The organism is Pseudomonas sp. FBCC-B545 (assembly GCF_059134095.1).
Genome location: NZ_CP101441.1, coordinates 1,188,701 through 1,206,216, shown reverse-complemented (window position 1 = coordinate 1,206,216; position 17,516 = coordinate 1,188,701). Strand labels below are relative to the sequence as shown.

Sequence of the window (17,516 nt, the reverse complement as noted above, 5' to 3'; positions counted from 1 at the left end):
GCTTACATCATGCCGCCCATGCCACCCATGCCGCCCATGTCTGGCATGCCGCCGCCAGCTGCGCCTTCAGCCTTCGGCTTTTCAGCGATGGCAGCTTCGGTGGTCAGGATCAGGCCACCGATGGAGGCTGCCGCTTGCAGCGCCGAACGAGTCACCTTGGTAGGGTCCAGGATGCCCATTTCGATCATGTCGCCGTAGATGCCAGTCGCAGCGTTGTAACCGTAGTTACCCTTGCCGTTCTTGACTTCGTTGACCACAACGCTTGGCTCGTCACCGGAGTTGGCAGCGATCTGGCGCAGCGGTGCTTCAACGGCACGACGCAGTACCGCGATACCGACGTTCTGGTCAGCGTTGTCGCCGGTCAGGTTAGTCAAGGCTTCCAGAGCACGGATCAGCGCAACGCCGCCGCCAGGTACCACGCCTTCTTCAACGGCTGCACGGGTTGCGTGCAGGGCGTCTTCAACGCGGGCTTTCTTTTCTTTCATTTCGACTTCGGAACCAGCGCCAACCTTGATCACTGCAACGCCGCCGGACAGCTTGGCCAGGCGCTCTTGCAGTTTTTCACGGTCGTAGTCCGAGGAGGTTTCAGCAACCTGTGCGCGGATCTGGGCGATACGGGACTCGATGTCGCCTTCAACGCCAGCACCGTCAACGATGATGGTGTTTTCCTTGGAGATGGTTACGCGCTTGGCGCTACCCAGGTTTTCCAGGGTGGCGCTTTCCAGGCTCAGGCCGATCTCTTCGGAGATAACGGTACCGCCGGTCAATACAGCGATGTCCTGCAGCATGGCCTTGCGACGATCGCCGAAGCCTGGAGCCTTGACGGCCGCGACTTTAACGATGCCACGCATGTTGTTCACGACCAGGGTCGCCAGGGCTTCGCCTTCAACGTCTTCGGAAACGATCAGCAGTGGGCGGCCGGCTTTGGCAACGGCTTCCAGCACTGGCAGCATTTCGCGGATGTTGGAGATCTTCTTGTCGACCAGCAGGATCAGCGGGTTGTCCAGTTCGGCAACCATGGTCTCAGGCTTGTTGACGAAGTACGGGGACAGGTAGCCGCGGTCGAACTGCATGCCTTCTACAACCGACAGTTCGTTTTCCAGGCCCGAGCCTTCTTCAACGGTGATCACGCCTTCTTTACCGACTTTTTCCATCGCTTGGGCAATGATGTCGCCGATGGAGCTGTCGGAGTTGGCGGAGATGGTGCCTACCTGAGCGATGGCCTTGGTGTCGGCGCATGGCTTGGACAGGTTCTTCAGCTCAGCGACGACGGCGATGGTCGCCTTGTCGATGCCGCGCTTGAGGTCCATCGGGTTCATGCCGGCAGCGACGGCCTTGTAGCCTTCGTTGACGATCGCCTGGGCCAGGACGGTAGCGGTGGTGGTGCCGTCGCCTGCGTCATCGTTGGCACGGGAGGCAACGTCTTTGACCAGCTGCGCACCCATGTTTTCGAAACGGTCTTCCAGTTCGATCTCTTTGGCTACGGAAACGCCGTCCTTGGTGATGGTCGGAGCGCCGAAGCTCTTCTCGATGATCACGTTACGACCTTTCGGGCCGAGGGTCGCTTTTACTGCGTCAGCCAGGACGTTGACACCGGTGAGCATTTTCTTGCGGGCGGAATCGCCGAATTTAACTTCTTTAGCAGCCATGATCGATATTCCTTAAATACTTTGTAGTAACGGGAAAATGAACGGGGAATCAGTCTTCCAGAACGGCGAGAATCTCGCTCTCGCTCATGACCAGCAGGTCTTCGCCGTCGATTTTCACAGTGTTGCTGCCGGAGTAAGGGCCGAAAACAACCTTGTCACCCACTTTCACGGCCAGCGCACGTACTTCACCGTTTTCCAGAGCCTTGCCTGGACCCGCAGCAAGAATCACACCGTGGTTGGCTTTTTCAGCAGCCGAACCTGGCAGGACGATGCCGCCAGCGGTTTTCTTTTCTTCTTCACTGCGACGGATGACGACGCGGTCATGCAGAGGACGAAGCTTCATTGTCGATCTCTCCTAATTGTGATTTTCATCGGCCGGTATCAATTCCGGCGGGTTAAATTCCGGCGGTGCCGGTCGCGACTCGCTGGGCGAATCGCGGAAGTCTGTCTAGTGTCACCACCAGAAACCTTGCGGTGACCGTTACATAAGGGCGGCTGTGGTTATTACAAGGGGGCAAGGATGAAATTTTTTGTGTCGGCGGCGGGGTGAATGCAACACGGCACCCGAGGGTGCCGTGCCAGTGAATCGGTTATTTGCTGTCGCGGTGTTCGAATTCGCCTTCGATCACATCGCCTTCGCGTCCCAGGGGCTGGCGCGGGGCCGGACCGCCACGCGGTTGCAGGTCGTCGGCGAAGGCGCGTTGGCGAATCGCTGCTTCTTCGGCGCGCTGGCGCATCTTGCCGGCCAGCAGCTTGCGCGTGAACGGCAGCAGCAGGACCAGGCCGACCACATCGCTGACAAAGCCCGGCAGGATCAACAAGCCACCTGCCAGCGCCATCATCAGGCCCTCCAGCATGGTCTGGGCGGGTAACTCGCCGCGGTTCAGGCTCTCACGGGCACGCAACGCCGTAGCCAGGCCGGCGACGCGCAGCACGAGGACGCCGAGCATCGAGCCGGCGATGATCAACAGCAATGCCGGGAAAAACCCGATCGCACCGCTGACTTGAACGAATACGAACAGCTCCAACACCGGGAACAGCAGAAAGAGCAATAAAAAAGGGCGCATCAAATGGTTCCTCAACGCAAGAATGCCTTGCCAGTCCACCTTAGATGACGTCGCCATTTCGTGAATTCAAGCATTGGCGGCGGTTATTTTCGGCCAGGCCTCGGCGTGAGCCAATGAAACCAAGGCTTCGCGCACTTGTGTCGGCGTGTTGCAAGGCGTTGCGAAGGGCAACCAATGCAGGGACTGGCCGATACGCAGGTGCATGCCTTCGCTGTCGATGCCAGCCAATTGCGCAGGCTCGGACGCGGGCAACCCGCTGAGCTCGACGTAATGGGCAATGGCCTTGGTGTGATCGCTGTTCATGTGCTCGATCATGCTGCGTTCGGCCTTGCCGGCAAACGGGTTGGCCAAGGTCAACTGATCGACCCAGTGAATCGCGCCAAACCCGCCGATATACCGGTGGCGCACCGGCTTGAGCATCCAGAAATCGAAATCGTGGGCCTTGTGGTAGTTGGCCGAATCGGGGAAATAGCGGTAATAACGCTCGGCAGCGGCTTCAATCGCTGCTTGGTCTTCAAGCTTTTCGGCTTCGGCCAGGTAGGTCAGGCGCCCCACGGCCTGCACATCATCGGCCCCGCGCTCACCTACCAGCAGCGAGCACTTGGGATCTTTTTGCAGGTTGTGGGTGTGCTGGGCGATGCGGCTGATCAGGATCAGCGGGCGGCCTTGTTCGTCAAGGCAATAGGGCACGACCGAGCCAAAGGGAAACCCGGGCATGGCCTTGGACAGTGTGGAGAGAGCCCCACGGTATTCCTTGAGCAACAGCTCTCGGGCGTTCTTGGCAACGTGCGCGCTCAACGTATGACTCCTCGGTGTTGCGCCGTCCATGGCATATGGGAATGGATCTCAACACAAGGTAATCAATATCCGCGCAGGTTGCCAGGGTGGCCGACGCAGGTTTTACCAGGCCACACCAAAGCCTGCGGTGTAGCGGGTCTTGCTCAAGCTGCTGTCGGAGTTGCCGCTGACCTCGTTGCGCTCAGCCTTCAAGTTCAGCGAAGCCCACTCGGTGACCTTGTAGCGCAGGCCCATCTCGGCATCCAGGGAATACTCGGCCGGTCCGGCCAGCGGCTTGCCCAATTCACCGTTGGTGAAGAATTCAACGGTCTTGCCCACCAGGTAGCGGTTGTAGTTCCACTTCATGGCCAGGGAATAGAAGTTGTCCTTGCCGCCGTCGGCATATTCATAATCGGTGCGGTTGACCAGCGAACCCAGGGAGAAGGCGCCCAGCTCATCGTCCCAGAACTGATAGCCCGGGCCGGTACCGACAACGCGCTGGCGAGCCAGGTCTTCGACCTTGTCGCGCTTGTAGGTCAAGCGGCCCTGCCAGAACCAGTGCTCGGTGATGAAGCGGTCCAGGCTGTATTCCAGCGCCCAGTTGTCGGTGGTGGTGACGTCATCCTGGAACTCGCGGTTGTATTCACCCTTGCCCGTATGACGCCACTGGCCGTGACGGGCCGAGGTCTTGAAGTCGACGTCGTAGTCGTTGGTGTCTTTGTCCGCACGCTTGTAGTCGAGCGCCAGGTCGACGTTGCCCTTCCACACCAGGTCTTCGATCACTGGCTTGGGCTTCATGATCTGTTGGATACTTGCCAGCTCCACGGTCTTGGGTGCCTCGCCATTGGCCAGCACCACCTTCCCATCATCCGAGGCGTGCAAGGACTTGGCCTTTTCACCGCTGTAGGCGTCCTGCTTGACCAGCAGCTCCTGGTCGCTTTCCAGGGTCTTGACCTGCTTCCAGTCCACCGGGATAGAGCCTGCGTAGGTGGTCTGGATCAGCAATTTGCCGCCGTCGAAGACTTTGATCTTGCCGGTCAGGCGGTCACCGTTTTTCAACCACACGGTATCGGCGAGCAAGGGCGTGGAAGCACTGAAAACAGCAAGGCACAACAGGGTTCTGGACAACATAAGCAGATACGGGGCTCAGGGGTGGCGAAAATAAGGGGCGTTATAGTGTTACATGGCTAGAACTGACTCAAGGATTTATATTGAGTTCAATTCTCATCGCCATGTTTACAGACGTTTCTGACAAAACAACGACGATCTCAACGGATATCCCCACACAGTGAATCTACCTGCCGATACGCCGCAGAACCCCGCCGACATGCGTCGTACCGCCTTGTACCTGACACTGGCGCAAGTGCCGGAAGGCTGCGTGGTGAGCTACGGCGAGCTGGCCCAACTGGCCGGCCTGGGCCGCGCCGCCCGCTGGGTCGGGCGCACCCTGAGCCAGTTGCCCGAGGACACGCGATTGCCCTGGCATCGGGTGCTGGGTGCCGGCGGTCGGATAAGCCTGCCGGTGGGCAGTGCCTCGGGTGACGAACAACGTGCGCGTTTGCGTAGCGAAGGCATCACTATCCTGAACAATCGCGTTGATATTCAGCGTCATGGCTGGCGCCCGGTAGAGCACAGCGGTTAGAGTGCGCGCTTTGTTTCCGCAAATCTGAGGCAGACTCCAGCCCATGCCCCGTAAAACCTGGCGCGCCGCGCTCGCCGCCTATGCCAGCCCCTCGACGTTAGTGCTGTTGTTGCTCGGTTTCGCCGCCGGCATGCCTTACATGTTGGTGTTCTCGACGCTTTCCGTGTGGCTGCGTGAAGCCGGTGTTGCTCGCGAGACCATCGGCTATGCGAGCCTGATCGGTCTGGCCTACGCCTTCAAATGGGTCTGGTCGCCGCTGCTCGACCAATGGCGCCTGCCGTTACTCGGAAAACTGGGGCGTCGTCGTTCCTGGCTGGTGCTGGCCCAGTCGCTGGTGATCCTCGGATTGATCGGCATGGGCTTCTGCGATCCGCAAAAACACTTGTCCTGGTTGATCGCCATTGCGGTGGTAGTCGCGTTCGCGTCGGCCACCCAAGACATTGCCGTCGATGCCTATCGCCTGGAAATTGCCGACGACAGCCGCCAGGCCGCCCTAGCCGCAAGCTATATGTCCGGTTATCGCATCGCCGCCCTGCTGGCCACGGCCGGCGCACTGTTCTTTGCCGAAGGCTTCGGCTCCACCGGCTTCAACTATAAACACTCGGCCTGGACCGGCACCTACGTGCTGTTCGGCGTGTTGATGGTTCCGGCGCTGCTGACCACGCTGTTGATGCGTGAGCCCGATGTGCCCCTGCGCACCCAGTTGCAGGCCGGGCGCTACAGCTTCGTTCACCAACTGGTGTCGGTGTTCGTGTTGATCGTGCTGCTGGTGTCGGTGCCCGCGATGTTCACCCAGCTGTACAACACTGACTTCGCCAGCGTGCTGTTCCAGGGTGTGAGCCTATGGGAATTGCTGATGGAAGACCGCGCATTCCTGCGCGCCATCCTCTATATCACGCTCACTTCGCTGTGCCTTTCGGCCATGGGTCGCCGGGGCCTGGCGCCGGTGCTGACGCCGGTCAACGACTTTATCCTGCGTTATCGCTGGCAGGCACTGTTGCTGCTCGGGCTGATTGCCACCTATCGCATGTCCGACACGGTGATGGGCGTGATGGCCAACGTGTTCTACATCGACCAGGGCTTTACCAAGGACCAGATCGCCGGGGTGAGCAAGATCTTCGGCCTGATCATGACCCTGGTCGGCGCCGGCATGGGCGGCCTGTTGATTGTGCGGTTCGGTATCCTGCCGATCCTGTTCATCGGCGGCGTGGCCTCGGCCGGCACCAACCTGTTGTTCGTGATGCTCGCCGACATGGGCCCCGACCTGCAGATGCTGATCGTCACCATTTCCCTGGATAACTTCAGCTCGGGCCTTGCCACGTCGGCGTTTGTCGCCTACCTGTCGAGCCTGACCAACCTCAAGTTCTCCGCCACCCAGTACGCGTTGCTCAGCTCGATCATGCTGTTGCTGCCACGCCTGATCGGTGGGTATTCGGGGGTGATGGTGGAGAAGTTCGGTTACCACAACTTCTTCATGATCACCTGCCTGCTGGGCCTGCCGACGCTGTTCCTGATTGCGTTGCACTGGTTCCAGGAAAACCGGCGTGCACAGCTGAATCCGCCGCAGGAAGATTGAAATGTGGGAGGGGGCTTGCCCTCGATGGGAGTGTGTCTGTCAGTACATCTGACACTGACACACCGCCATCGAGGGCAAGCCCCCTCCCACATTGGATCTCCCACAGTCAGTCAGCCCCCCGCAACGTCACGCCTGTACTCCAGCAGCAAGCGCCCGTACAATCCCAAGTCATTTCAAGTCCAAGCAACCGACAACGGCCTACCATGCGTACCAGTCAATATTTGTTCGCCACACAGAAAGAAACGCCTTCCGACGCGGTAGTGATCAGCCACCAGCTGATGCTGCGCGCCGGTATGATCCGCAAACTGGCCTCCGGCCTGTACACCTGGTTGCCCATGGGCTTGAAGGTGATGCGCAAGGTCGAAGCCATCGTTCGTGAAGAAATGAACGCCGCCGGCTCTCTGGAAGTGTTGATGCCGAGCACCCAACCGGCTGAGTTATGGCAGGAATCCGGGCGCTGGGAAGAGTACGGCCCTGAGTTGCTGCGCTTCAAGGACCGTCATGGCCGCGATTTCTGCGCCGGCCCGACCCATGAAGAGGTCATCACCGATCTGATGCGCAACGAGTTGAGCAGCTATAAGCAGTTGCCACTGAACCTGTATCAGATCCAGACCAAGTTCCGTGATGAAATCCGCCCACGCTTCGGCCTGATGCGTGGCCGCGAGTTCATCATGAAGGATGCTTATTCCTTCCACGCCGACCTCGCGTCGCTGCAGGTCACCTACGACCGCATGCACCAGGCCTATTGCAACGTGTTCACGCGCCTGGGCCTGAAATTCCGCCCGGTTGAAGCGGACAATGGCTCCATCGGCGGTGCCGGCTCCCACGAATTCCACGTGCTGGCCGAATCCGGCGAAGACGATATCGTGTTCAGCAACGGTTCCGACTACGCGGCCAACATCGAGAAAGCCGAAGCCGTGCCACGGGAAACTTCCCGCCCCGCACCGGCCGAGGAACTGCGCCTGGTCGATACCCCTGACACCAAGACCATCGCGGCACTGGTGGAAAAATTCAATCTGCCGATTGAAAAGACCATCAAGACCTTGATCGTGCACGCCGAAGAAGAAGGCAAGCTGATCGCCCTGGTCATCCGTGGCGACCATGAGCTCAACGAAATCAAGGCGGCCAACCAACCTGGCGTGGCCAGCCCACTGGTCATGGCCTCCGACGCCGAACTGCGTGACGCCATCGGCGCTGGCGCCGGCTCCCTGGGCCCGCTGAACCTGCCCCTGCCGATCATCATCGACCGTTCGGTGGAGCTGATGAGCGACTTCGGCATCGGCGCGAACATCGACGACAAGCACTACTTTGGCGTGAACTGGGAGCGCGACCTGCCGGTTCCGACCGTGGCCGACCTGCGTAACGTTGTCGCCGGCGACCCAAGCCCGGATGGCAAGGGCACCCTGGAAATCAAGCGCGGCATCGAAGTCGGGCATATCTTCCAGCTGGGCAACAAGTACAGCAAGGCGATGAAGTGCGAAGTGCTGGGCGAGAACGGCAAGCCGATCACCCTGGAAATGGGTTGCTACGGCATCGGCGTTTCTCGTGTGGTAGCCGCTGCCATCGAACAGAATAACGACGAAAAAGGCATTATCTGGAGTGACGCCCTGGCACCGTTCCAGGTGGCTCTGGTGCCACTGCGCTACGAAACCGAGCAGGTACGCGAAGCCACCGACAAACTGTATGCCGAACTGACGGCCGCCGGTTTTGAAGTGCTGCTGGATGACCGGGACAAGAAGACCAGCCCGGGTATCAAGTTTGCCGACATGGAACTGATTGGCATCCCGCACCGGATCGTGGTCAGTGACCGCGGCCTGGCCGATGGCAACCTGGAATACAAGAGCCGGACCGAAGCCGAAGCCCAACCGTTGCCGGTGGCTGACGTGCTGTCTTTCCTCCAGGCGCGCATTCGTCGCTGAAACCAGACCAAGAGACGTCATGTTCAAGCCACACAGCAGAACCCTGGGGGGCGCCGCCTTGTGCGGCGCCCTGCTGGTCAGCGGCTGCGCCAATCAGATGTCGCAACGCAGTGAGCACGAGGAGCGGATCGAGCGCAAGTTGCTCGACCACAGCCTGCAGATCGATGTCGGCGAACCCAAAGTGTTGGAGCTGCCGCAACGCCGGGTTCGCATTCATGAGCAGAAGACCTTCGAGGTCACCGAATTCGAAGTCACCCGTCGTTACGACCGCTACACGCCCTACCAGCCCTGGCGCAAACTCTACGAGATGCCGCTGGGCGCCGTGGCGTTGGTGGCCGGCGTGGGCGCCAACGTGGCGAATATCTTCGCCCTCGGCAACTTGCCCACGAGCGTGACCCGTGACTGGTTGAGCTACGGCGTGGACGGCATCAACCCGTTCATGAACGTGCAATCCCACGGCCGTGCGCAACAGAACCTGGCAGCTATCGATGAAGTCCAGCGTGACAAGCGCCTGGAGTACTCGAGCCTGCCCTGGAGCGAACGCCCGGTACAGGTCACCGCCGGCAAGCAGACCCATGAGCTGACCACCGACCGCAACGGCATACTACGCCTGAACCTGTTGGACAGCCCATTTGCCGAGCAAGACCTGAACCGCGTCACCACCTTGAAGATCAGCGTCGAAGACGGCCAGGATGACGTGCATACGGACTCGACCCTGGCGGTCAGCAACAGCCTGCGCGGCAAATTGCTGGAAGCCCATGGGCTGATCTACGACGACCTGGAAGATGACGAAGTGAACCAGTGGGTACACCGGGTCAAGCGCCTGTCGGAACTGGGCCTGGAAGAAGAGGCCAGCGAACTGGAACAAAGCCTGATTGAACTGACCCGCAATGATCCGGAATTGCAGCAGGAATTCCTGCAGGCGTTGACCAAGGATGCGGGGCGGTTGGTGGCGGATCCTGGCGCACGCTGAAATCTGCAGCCTGATGGAGATCAAATGTGGGAGGGGGCTTGCTCCCTCCCACACTTGAATCTCCCACACTCTTTAATCCCGGTTTCTACCAGGAGAACTCGAGTTGTTCGTTGCCGCCACTTAAATCCAGCAACCGCACCCCAATCCCCAGCAATCGCACCGGTTTCCCCCCACGGTTAAACGCCTGGGTCAGCAACTGTTGATAACTCTCCAGATCCCGCCCTGCCCCGGCCTGTTCCAGTGTCGTCTGGGTAAAGTCATGAAACTTCACTTTTACAAACGGCTTGCCCGCCCGGTAGCTGCTGTCTATGCGCGCCATCCGCCCGGCCAGGGTTTCCATCAGCTCAGGCAGTTTCGCCAGGCAGCTTGAGAGATCCGGCAAGTCCACGTCGTAGGTATTTTCCACACTGATGGATTGTCGACGGCTGTCGTTCTGCACCACGCGGTCATCAATCCCACGGGCCAGGCTCCACAGGCGCTCGCCAAAACTGCCGAATTCGCGCACCAGCGCCAGTTTGTTCCACTCGCGCAACTGCAGGCAGTCTTCGATACCCAGGCGTGCGAGCTTATCCGCCGTGACCTTGCCGACGCCGTGCAACTTGCTGACGCGCAACTGCGAAACAAAGTTTTCGACTTGGTCCGGGGTGATCACGAATAGGCCGTTAGGTTTTTTCCAGTCGCTGGCGATCTTGGCCAAAAACTTGTTCGGCGCCACACCGGCAGACACGGTGATATGCAGCTGGTTGGAAACGCGGCGGCGTATATCCTGGGCAATGCGCGTGGCACTGCCGCCAAAATGCGGGCTGTCGGAGACATCAAGGTAGGCTTCATCCAGCGACAACGGCTCGATCAAGTCGGTGTAGTCGCGAAAGATCGTCTGGATTTCCTTCGATGCTTCTTTATAGGCATCCATGCGCGGCTTGACGATGGTCAGGTCCGGGCACAGTTTCAAGGCGTGGCGCGACGACATGGCAGAACGAACCCCGTACGCCCGCGCCTCGTAGTTACAGGTAGCGATCACGCCCCGACGGTCCGCCGAGCCACCCACGGCCAAGGGCTTTTGCGCCAGGCTCGGGTCATCGCGCATCTCAATGGCGGCGTAGAAGCAATCACAATCGACGTGGATGATTTTGCGCTGCGTCATATAAACGGGGTGTGAACCAACGGGTGGGCAGTATCGCATTCACACCTGTATATAGCACCAGTAGTTTGATTCTTCCTTCCAAATGGTAGGAAGTTTCCCAGATGAATTTATTTTCTCAATCGAATTCAGCCTTCCGATAGAGCTGAAAGCCTCGGCCTGACTGGCCCCGAGCGGTTCAAGGCCGCACTTTGCTGAGCTAACCGATTGAAGCACAAGCGCTTTTCTTCGATTAACGGGTTGACACACTCGCGTTCCTCTGTAGAATGCCGACACACAGACGCGGGATGGAGCAGTCTGGTAGCTCGTCGGGCTCATAACCCGAAGGTCGTCGGTTCAAATCCGGCTCCCGCAACCAAACATCAAGAAAGGCTACTCGAAAGAGTGGCCTTTTTTGTGCGCGTCTGTTTTTCATCACCCCTCTTACCAAAAACGCGCCAACGCCTTGATTTCAGGATAATTCGCACTAATTGGCCCCATCGGTGCATTAACGGTTGACACCTTGCCGCTGGGCTGTAGAATGCCGCCCACAGACGCGGGATGGAGCAGTCTGGTAGCTCGTCGGGCTCATAACCCGAAGGTCGTCGGTTCAAATCCGGCTCCCGCAACCAAACATCAAAAAAGGCTACTCGAAAGAGTGGCCTTTTTTGTATCCGGTGAAAAAGTTCTCCTGAAACAATGACATGGCATCTTTCATGAAACCGTACAGGGTTTGTAGAGTCCATCTCATTGCACGCTAGGCTCGATGCTCAAGCGCTTCCCTCTACGACCAATGGCCGCAGTCGCCCCACCCGGTGATCCGCGTTAATATTTGTAATTATTTTGTCCATAGGGATTGGTAACTTGGCTGGATACCCCCATCCTGTCGCGCACAATCCACGAGGTGATTGATGCGCGCCAACTCGTCTGAACCACAAGACACCGTCACAGCAGAACAACCGATCACGCCCACCCGCTTGCGCTGGCTGGATCTGTTGAGCAAGTACCGGCAGCCCATCGGCCTGGCGGTTACGCTGCTGTTGTTTGCTATCGCCCTGATCGCTTGCCGACACCTGCTGCTGGAACTGGATCTCTATGCCCTGCATGACTCGATCCTGGAGGTGCCCAAGCCAGCCCTGCTCGGCGCGTTTGCAGCGGCGGTCGCCGGCTTCGTCATCCTGCTCGGCTATGAATTCTCCGGTGCCCGTTATGCCGGGGTGAAGTTGCCCGCCAAGACCCTGGCCCTGGGTGGCTTCACCGCCTTTGCCATCGGCAACGCCATTGGTTTGTCGATGCTCTCGGGCGGCTCGGTGCGCTACCGTTTATATGCACGGCATGGCATCGGCGCTTCGGAAGTCGCCCGCATGACCGTGTTTGCCAGCCTGGCCCTGGGTTGTGCTCTGCCGCCACTGGCTGCATTGGCCACCCTGAGCAACTTGCCGGCGGCATCCACTTACCTGCATCTACCGCAAAGCCTGTTGGGCGGTGTCGCCGGTGCCGTGCTGTTGCTGTCGGCCGCGTTGTGCATCGGCATCTATCGTCGACGCCTGCCGGAACAACCCTACCCCGACAACCTGCTGGTCAAGGCCGGGCGTCGCACCCTGCGCCTGCCGGGCCGACGCCTGACTTTCCTGCAACTGGTCATCACCGCGCTCGACGTCGCCGCCGCTGCCGCCGTCCTTTATATGCTGCTGCCGGAAGCGCCGCCCTTCGGCCCGTTCCTGTTGGTGTACCTGTTGGCCCTGGCCGCCGGGGTACTCAGCCACGTACCGGGAGGCGTGGGTGTATTCGAAGCGATCCTGCTGGCGGCCTTCGCCGACAAACTCGGTGCCGCGCCCCTGGCTGCAGCCTTGCTGCTGTACCGGATGATCTACGTGGTCCTGCCGCTGTTGATCGCCTGTGTGTTCCTGCTGGTCAACGAGGCCCAGCGTCTATTCCAGACCCAGCAAAGCCTGCGGGTGGCCTCGGGGCTGGCGGCGCCAGTACTGGCCGTACTGGTTTTTTTGTCCGGCGTGGTCCTGCTGTTTTCCGGCGCCACGCCAGAAATCGACTCACGCCTGGAAAACATCGGCTTCCTGATTCCCCACCGCCTGATTGACGCTTCGCACTTTGGTGCCAGCCTGATCGGCGTGTTATGCCTGCTGCTCGCCCAGGGCCTGCGTCGACGTTTGTCGGCGGCCTGGATGCTGACCATGGTGTTACTGCTGGTAGGCGCCCTACTCTCGTTGCTTAAAGGTTTCGACTGGGAAGAAGCCAGCCTGATGACCATGACTGCGGTGCTGCTGGCGATCTTCCGTCGCTCGTTCTATCGCGCCAGCCGCCTGACCGAATTGCCTTTTTCGCCGTTGTACCTGGTGGCCAGTGTCTGTGTACTCGGCGCTTCGATCTGGTTGCTGCTCTTCGCCTATCAGGACGTGCCCTACAGCCATCAACTGTGGTGGCAGTTCACTCTCGACGCCAACGCCCCACGTGGCTTGCGCTCATTGCTGGGTGCCGCGGTACTGCTGGTCATCGTGTCGCTGACTTGGCTGCTGCGCACTGCACGCCCGGTCATCCACTTGCCGACGCCGGAAGAACTGGAGCGCGCCACCAAGATCCTGATGGCCTCCTCCCAGCCCGACGGCGGCCTGGCGCTGACTGGCGACAAGGCGCTGCTGTTCCACCCCAACGACGAAGCCTTCCTGATGTACGCTCGTCGCGGACGCAGCCTGGTGGCCCTGTACGACCCGATCGGCCCGACCCAACCGCGTGCCGAGATGATCTGGCAGTTCCGTGACCTGTGCGACATCCATCATGCCCGCCCGGTGTTCTATCAGGTCCGTGCCGAGAACCTGCCGTACTACATGGACATCGGCCTCACCGCGATCAAGCTGGGCGAAGAAGCCCGCGTCGACCTGAAACGCTTTGACCTGGAAGCCAAGGGCAAAGAGATGAAGGATTTGCGCTACACCTGGAACCGTGGCACCCGGGACGGCCTGTCCCTGGAAATCTTCGAACCCGGCCAGGCGCCGATGGATGAATTAAAAGTTATCTCCGATGCCTGGCTGACAGGTAAGAATGTGCGGGAAAAGGGCTTCTCCCTGGGCCGTTTCAGCGACGACTACCTCAAGCACTTCCGTATCGCGATCATTCGCTTCGAAGGGCGCCCGGTGGCCTTTGCCAACCTGCTCGAAACCTACAACCATGACCTGGCCAGCCTTGACCTGATGCGTGCCCACCCGGACGCGCCCAAGCTGACCATGGAGTTCATGATGGTGGGCCTGATTCAACATTATAAGAACCACGGCTACGCCCGCTTCAGCCTCGGCATGGTGCCGTTGTCGGGCCTGCAACCGCGGCGTGGCGCACCGTTGACCCAGCGCCTGGGCTCGATGGTGTTCCGTCGTGGCGAGCAACTGTATAACTTTCAAGGTCTGCGCCGCTTCAAAGACAAGTTCCAGCCTGACTGGGAACCCCGTTACATGGCCGTGCCCGCAGGACTTGATCCGCTGGTGGCACTGGCCGATACCGCCGCCCTGATCGCGGGCGGCTTGACTGGATTGGTGAAACGCTGATGATTCGACGCTCCTGGCGGTATGTATTGGCCTTTGTAGTGCTGCTCGCCCTGATCCTGGGTGGCGGCTATTGGTACTGGAACCGCCCTGCTCCGCAACCGACCCTGGAGCAATTGCCCCAGGCCGACGGCTCGGTGATGACCCGCGTGACCCCGGCCAGCAACGCGAAAGCTCGTGTAGCCGTGGCGGTGATGGCTGATGAAGCCCTGACCGACAGCCAGCTGATTGCCCTGAGCCAGGGCGGCGCGGCACAGATCATCCAGGTGGTGCTGCCCAAGGCTGACTGCACAGTGCAGGAACAAGCCCTGCAAGGCGCCCTGGCCCAGCTCAAGGGCCCGGCGAGCCTGGTCAGCGGCATCGGCCCTGGCGCCGCACTCGCCTGGCGCTGGCTGGCCACCCAGAACGATGACAAGGCCAACGCCATCTCGGTGGGCTTCGCATTGACCCAGGAAGGCTGCAAGGACCCGCTGCCGAAAACCGCCGCCCATGGCAACTGGCTGGTGGCGTGGAACGATAATCCTGACGATGAAAGCGCCAGCTTCGTACGCGACACTCCGCGTGCCACTACCAGCATCAGCGACTACGACATTCATTACCCGCAAATCCTGAACAACGAGTTGCGCAAGCAACTGGTAGGTTCGGACAACGGCGGCCTGGCCATTCCAGTGGTGGAAGTACCCGCTGGCCAAGCCAAGGACACCGTGACCCTGTTCCTTTCCGGTGACGGCGGCTGGCGCGACCTGGACCGCGACGTGGCCGGCGAGATGGCCAAGATCGGTTACCCGGTGGTCGGCATCGACACCCTGCGCTACTACTGGCAGCACAAGACCCCGGAACAAAGCGCCAAGGACCTCACTGAGCTGATGCAGCACTACCGGCAGAAATGGGGCACCAAACGCTTCGTGCTGACCGGTTATTCGTTCGGCGCCGATGTACTGCCAGCCATTTACAACCGTATGCCGGAAAACGAACAGCAACGGGTCGACGCAATCATCCTGCTGGCCTTCGCCCGCACCGGCAGCTTTGAAATCGAAGTGGAAGGCTGGCTGGGTAACGCCGGCAAAGAAGCCGCGACCGGCCCGGAAATGGCCAAGCTGCCGCCAGAGAAGGTCGTATGCATCTATGGTGCGGAAGAAGTCGACGAGAGTGGCTGCACCGACAAGACCGCAGTGGGCGAAGCCATGAAGCTGCCGGGCGGGCATCACTTCGATGAGAACTACCCGGCGCTGGCTAAGCGCTTGGTGGATATTATCGTCAAGCACCAGGCCAAAGCCGAGTAGCTCCAGGCTGCACACAGGACCCAATGTGGGAGGGGGCTTGCTCCCGATAGCAGGGTGTCAGTCAATGATGTATGACTGATCCACCGCTATCGGGAGCAAGCCCCCTCCCACATTTGTCTTGCATTGTCAGGAATATCTAACGTGGTTCGATGTGGGCAATCATCAGCTGTACAGTCTCATTGCCGCGAAACTCGTTCACATCCAGCTTATAAGCCAACTCTACCCACCGCACGGTCGGGTTCGGCCACACCTCGCGGTCCACGCCAAAGGCGATACCATCGAGCTTCACTGACCCGCATTCGCTCTTGAGCACCACCTTCAGATGCCGCTCCCCCACTACCCGCTGCTCCACCAACTGGAACACACCGTGAAACAACGGCTCCGGAAAGTGTTGCCCCCAAGGACCGGCGTGACGCAGGGCGCGGGCCAGTTCCAGGTGAAACTCTTCCACAGCCAAAGTGCCGTCGGAGAGCAAGCGGCCGGTAAGGTCTTCTTCGCGCAGCTGCCGGCGCACTTCGGCATCAAAGGCTTGCGCAAACAGCGGAAAGTTCGCCTCGGGCAGGGTCAGCCCGGCGGCCATGGCGTGACCGCCGTACTTGCTGATCAGGTTGGGATGCTGGCTGGCGACAACCGCCAGCGCATCGCGGATATGAAAGCCTTGCACCGAACGCCCAGAACCCTTGAGCAGGCCGTCACCCGCGTCAGCAAAGGCAATGGTCGGGCGGAAGTAACGTTCTTTCATGCGCGACGCGAGGATGCCGATCACCCCCTGGTGCCACTCCGGGTCGAACAGGCACAAGCCGTACGGCATCGACTCCACCGGCAAGTCCTTGAGCTGGGCCAGGGCCTCGCGCTGCATGCCTTGTTCGATGGATTTGCGGTCTTGATTCATGCCGTCCAGTTGCGCGGCCATTTCCCGTGCGGCGGCAACATCGGTAGTGAGCAGGCATTCGATGCCCAGGCTCATATCATCCAGGCGCCCGGCCGCATTCAGACGCGGGCCGAGGATAAAACCCAGGTCGGTGGAGGTGATGCGGGCATGATCGCGCTTGGCTACTTCGAGGATCGCCTTGATCCCGGGTCGCGCCCGACCCGCACGGATACGCTCCAGGCCCTGATGGACGAGGATGCGGTTGTTGGCGTCCAGCGGCACCACGTCGGCGACACTGCCCAGGGCCACCAGGTCGAGCAGTTCACCGATGTTCGGCTGTGGGCTGTTGTCATACCAGCCCAAGCTGCGCAAACGCGCACGCAAGGCCATCAGCACGTAGAAAATCACCCCGACCCCGGCCAGGGCCTTGCTGGGAAACCCGCAGCCCGGCTGGTTCGGATTGACGATGGCGTCCGCCGCCGGCAGTTCATCGCCCGGCAGGTGATGGTCGGTCACCAGCACTTTTAATCCCGCCGCCTTTGCCGCCGCCACGCCTTCGACGCTGGAGATACCGTTGTCCACGGTGATCAGCAACTGCGGTTCGCGTTGCAGCGCCACCGCGACAATCTCCGGGGTCAGGCCGTAGCCGTATTCGAAGCGGTTGGGCACCAGGTAGTCGACATGGGCCGCCCCGAGCAGACGCAGGCCCAGGGTGCCCACGGTGCTCGCCGTGGCGCCATCGGCGTCGAAGTCACCAACGATCAGGATGCGCTGGCGCTGCTCCAAGGCGGTCACCAACAAGTCCACCGCCGCGTCGATGCCTTTGAGCTGCTGGTAGGGAATCAATCGCGCCAGGCTCTTGTCCAGCTCGGCTTCCGATTGCACCCCGCGTGCGGCGTAGAGACGGGTCAACAGCGGCGGCAATTCACCGAGGAATGGCAGGACGGCGGGCAATGGGCGGGGATCGATACGCATGGGGCGACGGGTGCTTCTCTTCTAATACATCGGTTAAACACAGATATTGAACGCAACAAAAATCAAGTGTGGGAGCTGGCTTGCCTGCGATGGCATCCACTCGGTGTGTCTGA

General features: G+C 60.3%; 13 protein-coding genes and 2 tRNA genes. 8 read left to right on the top strand and 7 right to left on the bottom strand.

Going from position 1 to position 17,516, the window contains the following annotated elements; translation table 11 throughout:
- Positions 1-2: 2 nt before the first annotated feature.
- The 5 genes from groL to NMB39_RS05530 form a co-directional block, all read right to left on the bottom strand.
- Complete coding sequence (gene groL, locus NMB39_RS05550) at positions 3-1,649, bottom strand: chaperonin GroEL (protein WP_057021655.1); 1,647 nt, start codon at positions 1,647-1,649, stop codon at positions 3-5.
- Positions 1,650-1,698: 49 nt separating this feature from the next.
- A complete protein-coding gene (locus NMB39_RS05545; protein WP_043051598.1) occupies positions 1,699-1,992 on the bottom strand; it encodes a co-chaperone GroES in 294 nt (97 codons plus the stop codon).
- Between the two features lie 247 nt (positions 1,993-2,239).
- Positions 2,240-2,716, bottom strand: coding sequence for an FxsA family protein (locus tag NMB39_RS05540; RefSeq protein WP_043051599.1), 477 nt, complete (start codon positions 2,714-2,716; stop codon positions 2,240-2,242).
- A gap of 66 nt (positions 2,717-2,782) precedes the next feature.
- Positions 2,783-3,514 (bottom strand): HugZ family pyridoxamine 5'-phosphate oxidase, encoded by a 732-nt coding sequence (locus tag NMB39_RS05535; RefSeq protein ID WP_057021656.1) that lies wholly within the window; start codon positions 3,512-3,514, stop codon positions 2,783-2,785.
- A 102-nt stretch (positions 3,515-3,616) separates the two neighbouring features.
- Complete coding sequence (locus tag NMB39_RS05530) at positions 3,617-4,624, bottom strand: DUF481 domain-containing protein (protein WP_056847589.1); 1,008 nt, start codon at positions 4,622-4,624, stop codon at positions 3,617-3,619.
- Between the two features lie 196 nt (positions 4,625-4,820).
- On the opposite strand from NMB39_RS05530, the gene NMB39_RS05525 reads away from it, so the two are divergent.
- From NMB39_RS05525 to NMB39_RS05510, 4 genes are all read left to right on the top strand, one after another.
- Complete coding sequence (locus NMB39_RS05525; RefSeq protein WP_057021657.1) at positions 4,821-5,135, top strand: MGMT family protein; 315 nt, start codon at positions 4,821-4,823, stop codon at positions 5,133-5,135.
- A 43-nt stretch (positions 5,136-5,178) separates the two neighbouring features.
- The gene (locus tag NMB39_RS05520) at positions 5,179-6,711 is read left to right on the top strand and encodes an AmpG family muropeptide MFS transporter (RefSeq protein ID WP_057021658.1); all 1,533 of its coding nucleotides are present in this window, start codon (positions 5,179-5,181) and stop codon (positions 6,709-6,711) included.
- 203 nt (positions 6,712-6,914) lie between these two features.
- A complete protein-coding gene (locus tag NMB39_RS05515) occupies positions 6,915-8,630 on the top strand; it encodes a proline--tRNA ligase (RefSeq protein ID WP_494339547.1) in 1,716 nt (571 codons plus the stop codon).
- A gap of 19 nt (positions 8,631-8,649) precedes the next feature.
- Positions 8,650-9,603: a hypothetical protein gene (locus tag NMB39_RS05510; RefSeq protein ID WP_306956379.1), complete on the top strand. Its 954-nt coding sequence runs from the start codon at positions 8,650-8,652 to the stop codon at positions 9,601-9,603.
- An 85-nt stretch (positions 9,604-9,688) separates the two neighbouring features.
- Here NMB39_RS05510 and dinB read toward each other — a convergent pair whose 3' ends face one another.
- Entirely contained in the window at positions 9,689-10,747 is a 1,059-nt protein-coding gene (dinB, locus tag NMB39_RS05505) for a DNA polymerase IV (protein WP_057021660.1), read from the bottom strand.
- A gap of 278 nt (positions 10,748-11,025) precedes the next feature.
- Here dinB and NMB39_RS05500 point away from each other — a divergent pair.
- The 4 genes from NMB39_RS05500 (at position 11,026) to NMB39_RS05485 (ending at position 15,557) form a co-directional block, all read left to right on the top strand.
- Positions 11,026-11,102, top strand: a tRNA-Met gene (locus tag NMB39_RS05500).
- Positions 11,103-11,278: 176 nt separating this feature from the next.
- A tRNA-Met gene (locus tag NMB39_RS05495) sits at positions 11,279-11,355 on the top strand.
- Positions 11,356-11,634: 279 nt separating this feature from the next.
- On the top strand, positions 11,635-14,277 hold the full coding sequence (mprF, locus tag NMB39_RS05490; protein ID WP_198720899.1) for a bifunctional lysylphosphatidylglycerol flippase/synthetase MprF: 2,643 nt from the start codon (positions 11,635-11,637) through the stop codon (positions 14,275-14,277).
- Positions 14,277-15,557, top strand: a complete 1,281-nt coding sequence (locus tag NMB39_RS05485) for a virulence factor family protein (RefSeq protein ID WP_198720900.1) — start codon at positions 14,277-14,279, stop codon at positions 15,555-15,557. The genes mprF and NMB39_RS05485 overlap by 1 nt, the downstream gene beginning before the upstream one ends.
- Before the next feature lie 136 nt (positions 15,558-15,693).
- On the opposite strand, the gene recJ is transcribed toward NMB39_RS05485, so the two are convergent.
- Complete coding sequence (gene recJ / locus NMB39_RS05480; RefSeq protein ID WP_057021663.1) at positions 15,694-17,403, bottom strand: single-stranded-DNA-specific exonuclease RecJ; 1,710 nt, start codon at positions 17,401-17,403, stop codon at positions 15,694-15,696.
- Between the last annotated feature and the right edge of the window lie 113 nt (positions 17,404-17,516).

Excerpts from the sequence above, each read along its gene's own strand:
- NMB39_RS05545 (WP_043051598.1), bottom strand. The coding sequence starts at position 1,992 with ATGAAGCTTCGTCCTCTGCATGACCGCGTCGTCATCCGTCGCAGTGAA.
- NMB39_RS05540 (WP_043051599.1), bottom strand. The coding sequence starts at position 2,716 with ATGCGCCCTTTTTTATTGCTCTTTCTGCTGTTCCCGGTGTTGGAGCTG.
- groL (WP_057021655.1), bottom strand. The coding sequence starts at position 1,649 with ATGGCTGCTAAAGAAGTTAAATTCGGCGATTCCGCCCGCAAGAAAATG.
- mprF (WP_198720899.1), top strand. The coding sequence starts at position 11,635 with ATGCGCGCCAACTCGTCTGAACCACAAGACACCGTCACAGCAGAACAA.
- NMB39_RS05515 (WP_494339547.1), top strand. The coding sequence starts at position 6,915 with ATGCGTACCAGTCAATATTTGTTCGCCACACAGAAAGAAACGCCTTCC.
- recJ (WP_057021663.1), bottom strand. The coding sequence starts at position 17,403 with ATGCGTATCGATCCCCGCCCATTGCCCGCCGTCCTGCCATTCCTCGGT.
- NMB39_RS05525 (WP_057021657.1), top strand. The coding sequence starts at position 4,821 with ATGCGTCGTACCGCCTTGTACCTGACACTGGCGCAAGTGCCGGAAGGC.
- NMB39_RS05485 (WP_198720900.1), top strand. The coding sequence starts at position 14,277 with ATGATTCGACGCTCCTGGCGGTATGTATTGGCCTTTGTAGTGCTGCTC.
- dinB (WP_057021660.1), bottom strand. The coding sequence starts at position 10,747 with ATGACGCAGCGCAAAATCATCCACGTCGATTGTGATTGCTTCTACGCC.
- NMB39_RS05510 (WP_306956379.1), top strand. The coding sequence starts at position 8,650 with ATGTTCAAGCCACACAGCAGAACCCTGGGGGGCGCCGCCTTGTGCGGC.
- NMB39_RS05520 (WP_057021658.1), top strand. The coding sequence starts at position 5,179 with ATGCCCCGTAAAACCTGGCGCGCCGCGCTCGCCGCCTATGCCAGCCCC.
- NMB39_RS05530 (WP_056847589.1), bottom strand. The coding sequence starts at position 4,624 with ATGTTGTCCAGAACCCTGTTGTGCCTTGCTGTTTTCAGTGCTTCCACG.